The organism is Streptomyces sp. I05A-00742, assembly GCF_013055795.1.
In the GTDB taxonomy this organism is placed as follows: domain Bacteria; phylum Actinomycetota; class Actinomycetes; order Streptomycetales; family Streptomycetaceae; genus Streptomyces.
This window is the reverse complement of sequence record NZ_JABETO010000074.1, coordinates 1-9,574: the sequence shown is the minus strand read 5'-3', so window position 1 is coordinate 9,574 and position 9,574 is coordinate 1. Positions and strand designations below refer to the sequence as shown.

Below are 9,574 nucleotides of genomic sequence, written 5' to 3'. Positions count from 1 at the left end.
GCCGGCGGCGTGGGCCGGGCCGCCCTGCCGCCCTCCGACCGCGCCGCGGGACACGGCCGGCACTGGGCGCGCCGCTGGCGGGCCGCCCTGGGCCTGCTGCGGGCCACCGATCCGCAGCGGGCCGCCGAGACGACCGTGCTGCTGCGCTGCCTGGTCCCCGTCGCCCGGCCCGCCGACGACGCCCGGGCCGAGGTGAGCGCCACCTTCCGGGCGGCGCCCGGCGCCATACTGGCCACCCTGCCGCGGACCGCCGCGGACCTCGCCGAGGTGCTCGTCCACGAGACCCAGCACAGCAAACTGGCCGTCCTGCACGACCTCGTACCGCTGCACGACGCCGGCCCCGAGGCCGTCCACCGGGTGGCCTGGCGGCCCGACCCCCGGCCGCTCGCGGGCGTGCTCCAGGGCACCTACGCCCACCTCGCGCTCGCCGACTTCTGGGACCGGGCGGCCCGCGGCGGCGCCCTGCCCGGCGTGGTGCGGGACGAGGCGCGCGTCCGGCGTGATTCCTACCGCCGACAGGTCGCGGAAGCGGTGCCCATCCTGCTTGAATCCAGTGAACTGACTCCTGCGGGCCGGGAGTTCGCGACAGGCATGGAACGGCTTCTCGCACGTCTGGAATGACGGGGCGCATGGCGCCCGGGATCCTCGGTGCGTCATCATGTGATGACGTACAGTGATGATGCCGCCGCACCGGACCCCGGGCGGCCACCCGGACCACGCGGTGCGAAGGAACGAGGGACGCGCATGAACACGCAGCGGTATCAGGTCGGAACCGGTGCGCAGGACCGGGTCGGCGAGCTCTTCGTCGTCGTCTTCGCCGGCTACTACCGGCCCTGGGCGACCTGGATCGCCCACCGGCTGGAGAGCCACGGCCACCGGACCGTCCTCCAGCGCTGGGACCCGCCCCGCGAAGTCCCCCTGGAGGACGCCCTGAGCGACCTGCTGCTGGCGCGCGGACGGATCCTGCTGGTCCTCAGCGACTGGTTCTTCGAGCTCGGCCCCCGCCGCGAGGACGAGTGGAACGAGGCCCTGCGCGGCATCGTCGCCGACAACGTCGACCGGTTCGCCGCCGTCAACCTCACCAACCGCGCCCTCCTCCCGGCCACCGCCGTCCTGGAGCCGGCCGACCTGTGGGGCGTCGGCGCCCAGGAGGCCGAGCGCCGGCTGCTCGTCCGCCTCCAGCTCCCCGAGGGCCCGCCCCGGCGCGCCCTCCCCGCGGGGCCCGGCTCCCGCTACCCCAACGACCCCCCGGCCGTCTGGGGCGACGTCCCCCGCCGCAACCGGCGCTTCACCGGCCGCGACGACCTGCTCAACCGGATCCAGGAACAGCTGATGGACGCCGACCACGGCACCGCGGTCTGCGCCCTGCTCGGCATGTCCGGCATCGGCAAGACGCAGATGGCCGCCGAGTACGCGCACCGGTTCAGCTCCGACTACGACGTCGTCTGGTGGGTCAACTCGGACACCCGCGGCACCCAGCGGGAACGCTTCGGCGAACTCGCCCCCGAACTGGGCCTGAACGCCGGTTCCGAACCGGGGGAGCGCATCCGCGCGCTGCGCGAGGCGCTGCGCCGCGGCGAGCCCCACGGACGCTGGCTGATCATCTTCGACGGCTGGGACGACATCGACCTCGCCGACGAGATCCTGCCCAACGGCCACGGGCACGTCCTCATCACCTCCCGCAACCGCAGCTGGGACCGGGCCGGCGCCTCCACCATCGACGTCCCCGGCTTCCAGCGCCACGAGAGCACCGGCTACCTGATGCGCCGCGCCCGCCGGCTGACCGCGGAACAGGCGGACGCCGTCGCCACCGAGCTGGGCGACGTGCCCATCGCGCTGGTCCAGGCCGCCGCCTGGCTGGGCGAGTCGGACATGGAGGTCACCGACTACCTGCGCATGGTCCGGGACGGCGAGGTGGCGGGACTGGCCGACCACGGGGACTTCGACGGCATCCCCGTCTCGATGATCACCTCCTGGTCGATACTGATCAACCGGCTCCGCGAGACCCAGTCGCACGCCGTCGAACTCCTCACTCTCTGTACGTCGTTCGGGGCCGGCCGGATCCCGATCGGCCTCATCCGCGTCATGCCGCCGGCCCAGCTGCCCGACAGCCTCGGCTGGCTCGTCTCGGACCTGCCGAGCTGGACCCGGGCCCTGGACACCCTCGTCAACTACTCGGTGTTCACCCGCGAGTCCCGCGACCTGCGCACCACACAGGCCAACGACCCCGGCCCGGAGCAGGAGTCGGTGCACATGCACCGGCTGGTGCACGACATCGTCTCCCGCCTCACCTCGCCCGACGAGCGGCAGCAGCACCGCCGCATCGTCCGCCGGATGATCGCCGCCGCCGACCCGGGCAACCCGCAGGACAGCAGGCTCTGGCCGCGCTACGCCGAGCTGCTGCCGCACCTGGAGCCCTCGGGCGCGCTGAGCAGCCACGACTACCGGGTCCAGGAGACCGTCCTCAACCTGCTGCGCTACTGCATGCACAGCGGCGAGTTCCGCACCGGCGTCGAACTCGCGGAGCAGATCCGCACCCAGTGGTCCGAGATGTTCCCGCCGGAACACCAGCGGATGATCGAACTCACCACCCAGCAGGGCAACATCCTCCGTGCCCACGGCGCCTTCCGCGCCGCCTACGAGCTCGACCGGGACTCCCTGGAACGGCTGCGCGCGCAGCCCGACACCGACGCCACCGCCCTGATGACGGCCACCAGCTGCCTCGCCGCCGACCAGCGCTTCCTCGGCCAGTACACCGAGGCGCTCCAGATGCAGCGCGAAGTCCTCAACACGGCCCTCGAACTGCTCGGCCCCGAGGACTACACGACCCTCCTCGCCCAGCACAACCTCGGCGTCGGCCTGCGCCTGCTCGGCCGCTACTCCGAGGCGTACGACATCGACCTGGAGACCCTGCGCACCCGCGAGAACCTGCTCCGCGCCCGGCACGCCGCCACCCTGGTCTCCGGCATCGCCTGCGCCCGCGACCTGCGCCTGATGGGCCGCTACGGGGACGCCCTGGCCCGCCAGGAGCTCGGTATGCGGCTGCACATCCAGGTCCTCGGCCCGAACCACCCGCAGACGCTCCGCGCCCGCCACAACCTCCTGCTCTGCCAGCGGCGCGCGGGCGCCCCGCAGGACATCAGCGGCGCCATGGCCGCCCTGCTCGAACAGATGGAGCAGGTCCACGGCCGCAGGCACTACGCCACCATGGGCCTCGTCGTGGACTTCGGCAACTACGCCCGTGAACACGGCGACCTCCAGCAGGCCCGCGAGCTGATCGAGGAGGGCGAGAGCGGCTTCCGCACCCTCCTCGGCCCCGCCCACCCCATCAGCACCGGCATGCTCTCCAACACCGGCCTCGTCCTCCAGGCCGCCGGCGAACGCGGCGAGGCCCTCACCATGTTCGAGTCCGCCTACGCGGGCCTCGCCGCCACCCTGGGCCCCGACCATCCCTGGGTGCTCGGCTGCGCCCTCAACGCCGCCGCCGGGCGCAACTTCACCGGCCGCCTGGAGAGCGCCGCCGAGCTCAGCCGCGACACCCTCCGCCGCGCCCGCACCGCCCTCGGCCAGGAGCACCCCTTCACCCTCTCCTGCGAAGTGGCCCTGGCCGCCGACCTGCGGGCCCTGCGGGAGCACGAGGAGGCCGCCAAGGTCGAGGACGACGCCCTCCAGCGCCTCGCCCGCACCCTGGGCGCCCAGCATCCCCACGCCCTCTCGGCCCGCCAGCGGACCCGTCCGTACTGGGACTTCGAGCCCTACCTGGGCTAGCGCGCGACCGGCGGCCGGGGCCTTCGCGCCCCGGCCGCTTTTCCATGCCGCGAACGCCTCCGCGAACGCATCCGCGAACAACTCACAAGTCTGTTGGTGAGAGGACGCATCCCTCCGCACGCCCTGCCCCCACCCACCGGTGGGGGAACCGCTCGTGCGGCGGAAGCGAACCCCTGACGGGACACCGCCCAGCAGTGAGTCGGTTCAAGGAGCAGCGCATTGAGGACGAAACGTCGGCCGATACAGGTCGGGCCGAGAACATTTCGTGTTTCTCCCGGGCGGGCGGCCGCATGGGCGGTCACCGCGGTGATGGCCGTAAGCCTCACGGCGGTCGCGGCCTCCTCCGCCTCCGGCGGCCACGCGGGTACGGACCGCGCGCGGGACTGGGACGTGCCGCGGCTCGCGGTGATGCCGCTGGGTGATTCGATCACCCATGGCGTCGGCAGCTCGAATGGCTCCGGGTATCGGGGCCCCTTGTGGGACCGGCTCACCGGACACGCCGGAACACTGGATTTCGTCGGCTCGGAGCGGAGTGGCCGACTTTCCGACCCCGACAACGAAGGCCATCCCGGGTGGGAAATAGAGAACCTCTCGGCCAACATCGGCACATGGCTTCCGGCAGCCAGGCCCAATGTGGTGCTCGTGCACATCGGAACGAACGACCTGCACTACAACCACGGGGTGGATACCGCTCCCGACAGGCTGGGCGCGCTCATCGACAAAATCACCTCGGCCGCTCCCGATATGACGGTTCTGGTCTCCTCGCTCGTTCCGTCCGCCGACCCGCGCACGCGGAATCGCGTCGATGCCTTCAACACCGCGATTCCGAAGCTGGTCGCGGAACGGCGCGACAGGGGATTCCACGTCGGGTACGTGGACATGGGCCGGCTCACGCAGCGGGACCTCATCGACAAACTCCATCCGAACGACACCGGCTTCACCAAGATGACCGAAGCCTTCTCCGACGGGATCGCCCGCGCCGCCGCCGACGGCTGGATCCGGCAGCAGGTGGACGTCCGTCCGGCCCCGCCGTCCAAGGCGTCCCCCGACACCCACCGGGGGCGCTGACATGGACTTCCCCGCGCGCGGCACGCTCGACCACAAGCCGGCCGAGGTCCGGCGGCCGACGTCACGGCTCTACGCCCTGGACGGACTGCGCCTGATCGCGGCCCTGATGGTGGCCGCCTTCCACCTCATGGCCTACAACGGCCCCGGCTGGACCGAACGGGTGCAGACCCTCTTTCCCGTCGCCCATTCCTTCGCGTACTACGGATGGACAGGGGTCCAACTCTTCTTCCTCATCAGCGGATTCGTCATCTGCATGAGCTGCTGGGGCAAGAGCGCGGGCGAATTCGCCGTCTCACGGGTCACGCGCCTCTATCCCGCGTACTGGTTCGGCGTTCTCGCCGCCGCGTGCGCGCTGTGGCTCTTCCCGGGCGTGCGGGACATTCCCACGCTCAGCGGCCTGGCGGTCAATCTGACCATGTTCCAGGACCCGTTGGGAGTTCCCCGGGTGGACAGCGTCTACTGGTCCCTGTGGGTCGAGATGCGGTTCTACCTGCTCTTCGCCCTCGTCGCCTGGAAAGGGCTGACCTACCGACGCCTGGTGGCCTTCTGCCTCGGCTGGGCGGTCGCCGGGCTCCTCGCCACCAAACTCGACAACGGCCTCGTCCGGGCCGTCGTCATGCCGGAACACTGCTGGTACTTCATCGCCGGCATAGCCCTTTACCTCATCTACCGCTTCAAACCGAACGCCCTGCTCTGGGGCATCGTCGCGGGCTGTTTCCTCCTGGGCCAGCACTTCCTGATCGCCGCCCACGCGTCCAACGAGCGCTACGCCGACATCAAGGCACCCCTCTGGCCCGCCGCCGTCCTCCTCGCCGCCGCCTTCCTCGCGATGTCGGCCGTGGCCGTCGGCCTGACCAACCGCATCACCTGGCGTTGGCTCCCCACCGCTGGCATCCTGACCTACCCCTTCTACCTCCTCCACGAGGACATCGGCTGGATCTTTATCCGGCACACGGAACACCGTCTGCACCCCTACGCCGTCCTGGCCGTCCTCTTCGCGGCGGTCCTCGCCGCCTCATGGCTCGTGCACCGCTGGATCGAACGCCCCCTGGGCCGCTGGCTGCGCCGGACGATGCGGGCGGGACTCGAAGAGATGCGCTTCTACAGCCATCCCGTCCCGAGCCTGGACAGCCCTCCACCGGCGACGCGCACGGGGGAGCGCCGCGGCGGCCACTAGGCTTCCGCGTCCCGGTCGGCGACGACGGGCAGGGCCCGTACCCCTCCGGAGAGGGATACGGGCCCTGTTGCCGTCGGACGACGAGGTCAGATGTCGAAGACCTCGGCGACCAGAGCCGCCTGCTCCGCCTGGTGGCGCTTGGCGGAGCCGACCGCCGGCGAGGAGGAGTGCGAGCGGGAGACCCGCCGCAGCCGCTCGCGGGCCGGGATGTCGGCGCCGACCGCCAGGTCGAGGTGGTCGATCAGGTTGAGGGCGATGAACGGCCAGGCACCCTGGTTCGCCGGCTCCTCCTGGGCCCAGATGTACTTCTCGGCCTGGGGGAACTTGGCGATCTCCGCCTGGAGCTCGGCACCCGGGAGCGGGTACAGGCGCTCGATGCGGATGAGGGCGGTGTCCGTGGCGCCGCGCTTCTGCCGCTCGGCCTCCAGGTCGTAGTAGACCTTGCCGGAGCAGAAGACGACCTTGCGGACGTCGGCCGCGTTGACGGTCGCGTCACCGATCACCGGGCGGAACCCGCCGGTGGTGAACTCCTCCGCCTTGGACGCCGCGGCCTTCAGACGCAGCATCGACTTCGGGGTGAAGACGACCAGCGGCTTGTGGTGCGGGTTGTGGACCTGCCAGCGCAGCAGGTGGAAGTAGTTCGACGGCAGGGTCGGCATGGCGACCGTCATGTTGTTCTGCGCGCACAGCTGGAGGTAGCGCTCGATGCGGGCCGAGGAGTGGTCCGGGCCCTGGCCCTCGTAGCCGTGGGGGAGGAGGAGCGTGACACCGCTCGTCTGGCCCCACTTCTGCTCGGAGGAGGAGATGAACTCGTCCACGATGTTCTGCGCGCCGTTGGCGAAGTCGCCGAACTGCGCCTCCCACAGGACGAGCGCGTCCGGGCGGGCCAGCGAGTAGCCGTACTCGAAGCCCATCGCCGCGTACTCGCTGAGCAGCGAGTCGTAGACGTTGTAGCGCGCCTGGTCGTCGGAGAGGTAGAGCAGCGGGGTGTAGTCCTCGCCGGTCTCGCGGTCGACGAGCACCGCGTGGCGCTGGCCGAAGGTGCCGCGGCGGGAGTCCTGGCCGGAGAGGCGGACCGGGGTGCCCTCCATGAGGAGGGAGCCGAAGGCGAGGGTCTCGCCCATGGCCCAGTCGATCGTGCCGTCCTCGACGCTGGCGGCGCGGCGCTGGAGCTGCGGCAGCAGACGCGGGTGGACGGTGACGTTCTCCGGCAGGTTGACCTGCGACTCGGCGATCCGCTTGACGACCTCCTGGGAGATCGCGGTGTTCACCGGGACGGGGAACTCGGCCTGCGCGGCCGGCACCTCGGCCGCCGTGGGGGCCGAGGTGGCCTCGCGGACCTCGGTGAAGACCTTCTCCAGCTGGCCCTGGTAGTCCTGCAGGGCCTGCTCGGCCTCCTCCAGGGTGATGTCGCCCCGGCCGATCAGCGATTCGGTGTACAGCTTGCGCACCGAGCGCTTCTTGTCGATCAGGTCGTACATCAGCGGCTGGGTGAACGAGGGGTTGTCGGCCTCGTTGTGGCCCCGGCGCCGGTAGCAGATCAGGTCGATGACGACGTCCTTGTTGAACGCCTGGCGGAACTCGAAGGCGAGCCGCGCGACGCGGACCACGGCCTCCGGGTCGTCACCGTTCACGTGGAAGATCGGCGCCTCGATCATCCGGGCGACGTCGGTGCAGTACATCGACGAGCGCGAGGACTCCGGCGGCGCGGTGAAGCCGACCTGGTTGTTGATGACGATGTGCACGGTGCCGCCGGTGCGGTAGCCGCGCAGCTGCGACATGTTCAGGGTCTCGGCCACGACGCCCTGGCCCGCGAAGGCCGCGTCGCCGTGCAGCTGGACCGGCAGGACGGTGAAGTCCGTGCCCGCCTTGCCGATGATGTCCTGCTTGGCGCGGGAGATGCCCTCGACGACCGGGTCGACCGTCTCCAGGTGGGACGGGTTGGCGGCCAGCGAGACCTTGATCTGCTCGCCGTCCAGGCCGGTGAAGGTGCCCTCGGCGCCCAGGTGGTACTTGACGTCGCCGGAGCCGTGCATCGACTTCGGGTCGAGGTTGCCCTCGAACTCGCGGAAGATCTGGGCGTAGGACTTGCCGACGATGTTCGCGAGGACGTTCAGGCGGCCGCGGTGGGCCATGCCGATGACGGCCTCGTCGAGGCGGGCCTCGGCGGCCGCGTCCAGCACCGCGTCCAGCAGCGGGATGACGGACTCGCCGCCCTCCAGCGAGAACCGCTTCTGGCCGACGTACTTGGTCTGCAGGAACGTCTCGAACGCCTCGGCCGCGTTGAGGCGGCGCAGGATCCGCAGCTGCTCCTCGCGCTCCGGCTTGGAGTGGCCGCGCTCGACCCGGTCCTGGATCCACTTGCGCTGCTTGGGGTCCTGGATGTGCATGAACTCGATGCCGGTGGTGCGGCAGTACGAGTCGCGGAGCACGCCCAGGATGTCGCGCAGCTTCATCAGGGACTTGCCGGCGAAGCCGCCGACGGCGAAGTCGCGCTCCAGGTCCCAGAGGGTGAGGCCGTGCTCGGTGATGTCCAGGTCGGGGTGCTTGCGCTGGGTGTACTCCAGCGGGTCGGTGTCGGCCATGACGTGGCCGCGCACCCGGTAGGCGTGGATCAGCTCGAAGACGCGGGCGGCCTTGGTGACGTCGTCGTCGTGCGAGGCGTCGATGTCCTTGAGCCAGCGGACCGGCTCGTAGGGGATGCGCAGCGCCTCGAAGATCTCGTCGTAGAAGCCGTTCTCGCCCAGCAGCAGCTGGTTCATGATCCGCAGGAACTCGCCGGAGGCGGCGCCCTGGATCACGCGGTGGTCGTACGTCGAGGTCAGGGTCATGACCTTCGAGATGCCCATCTTGTTCAGGGCGTCCTGCGAGGTGCCCTGGAACTCGGCGGGGTAGTCCATGGCACCCACGCCGATGATGAGGCCCTGGCCGGGCATCAGGCGCGGCACCGAGTGGACGGTGCCGATGCCGCCGGGGTTGGTGAGCGACGCGGTGACCCCGGTGAAGTCCTCCATCGTCAGCTTGTTGTTCCGGGCGCGGCGGACGATGTCCTCGTACGCCTGCCAGAACTCGAAGAAGTTGAGCGTCTCGGCCTTCTTGATGGCCGCGACGACCAGCTGGCGGTCGCCGTTCGGCTTCACCAGGTCGATCGCCAGGCCCAGGTTGACGTGCTCGGGCTTGACGAGGGTGGGCTTGCCGTCCTTCTCCGTGAAGGAGTAGTTCATCGACGGCATCAGCTTCAGCGCCTGCACCATGGCGAAGCCGATGAGGTGCGTGAAGGAGACCTTGCCACCACGGGCGCGCTTGAGGTGGTTGTTGATGACGATGCGCTGGTCGAACAGCAGCTTCACCGGGATGGCGCGGACGGATGTGGCCGTCGGCAGCTCCAGGGAGGCGTTCATGTTCTTGGCGACCGCGGCGGAGGGGCCGCGCAGCGTCACGTACTCCGGGCCGGCCGGGGCTTCGGTCGCCGGGGCCGCGGCAGGCTTGGCCGCGGGCTTCGCGGCGGCCGGCTTCGCGGGCGCGGGCTTGGCGGCGGGAGCCGGTGCGGCGGGCGCGGCG

Annotated in this window: 5 protein-coding genes; 4 read left to right on the top strand and 1 reads right to left on the bottom strand. The window is 70.7% G+C overall.

What is annotated here, in order from left to right; all coding sequences use genetic code 11:
- The 4 genes from HN013_RS31715 to HN013_RS31700 form a co-directional block, all read left to right on the top strand.
- A partial coding sequence (locus tag HN013_RS31715; RefSeq protein ID WP_249375670.1) for an aKG-HExxH-type peptide beta-hydroxylase occupies positions 1-621 on the top strand: 621 nt, incomplete at its 5' end.
- A 123-nt stretch (positions 622-744) separates the two neighbouring features.
- Entirely contained in the window at positions 745-3,768 is a 3,024-nt protein-coding gene (fxsT, locus tag HN013_RS31710; protein WP_171172413.1) for an FxSxx-COOH system tetratricopeptide repeat protein, read from the top strand.
- A gap of 390 nt (positions 3,769-4,158) precedes the next feature.
- Entirely contained in the window at positions 4,159-4,836 is a 678-nt protein-coding gene (locus HN013_RS31705) for an SGNH/GDSL hydrolase family protein (RefSeq protein WP_312018774.1), read from the top strand.
- Position 4,837: 1 nt separating this feature from the next.
- The gene (locus HN013_RS31700) at positions 4,838-6,013 is read left to right on the top strand and encodes an acyltransferase (RefSeq protein ID WP_171172409.1); all 1,176 of its coding nucleotides are present in this window, start codon (positions 4,838-4,840) and stop codon (positions 6,011-6,013) included.
- A gap of 86 nt (positions 6,014-6,099) precedes the next feature.
- On the opposite strand, the gene HN013_RS31695 is transcribed toward HN013_RS31700, so the two are convergent.
- A partial coding sequence (locus tag HN013_RS31695; RefSeq protein WP_171172407.1) for a multifunctional oxoglutarate decarboxylase/oxoglutarate dehydrogenase thiamine pyrophosphate-binding subunit/dihydrolipoyllysine-residue succinyltransferase subunit occupies positions 6,100-9,574 on the bottom strand: 3,475 nt, incomplete at its 5' end.

What these genes read in the sequence shown, in the direction of transcription:
- fxsT (WP_171172413.1), top strand. Translation starts at nt 745, where the DNA reads ATGAACACGCAGCGGTATCAGGTCGGAACCGGTGCGCAGGACCGGGTC.
- HN013_RS31700 (WP_171172409.1), top strand. Translation starts at nt 4,838, where the DNA reads ATGGACTTCCCCGCGCGCGGCACGCTCGACCACAAGCCGGCCGAGGTC.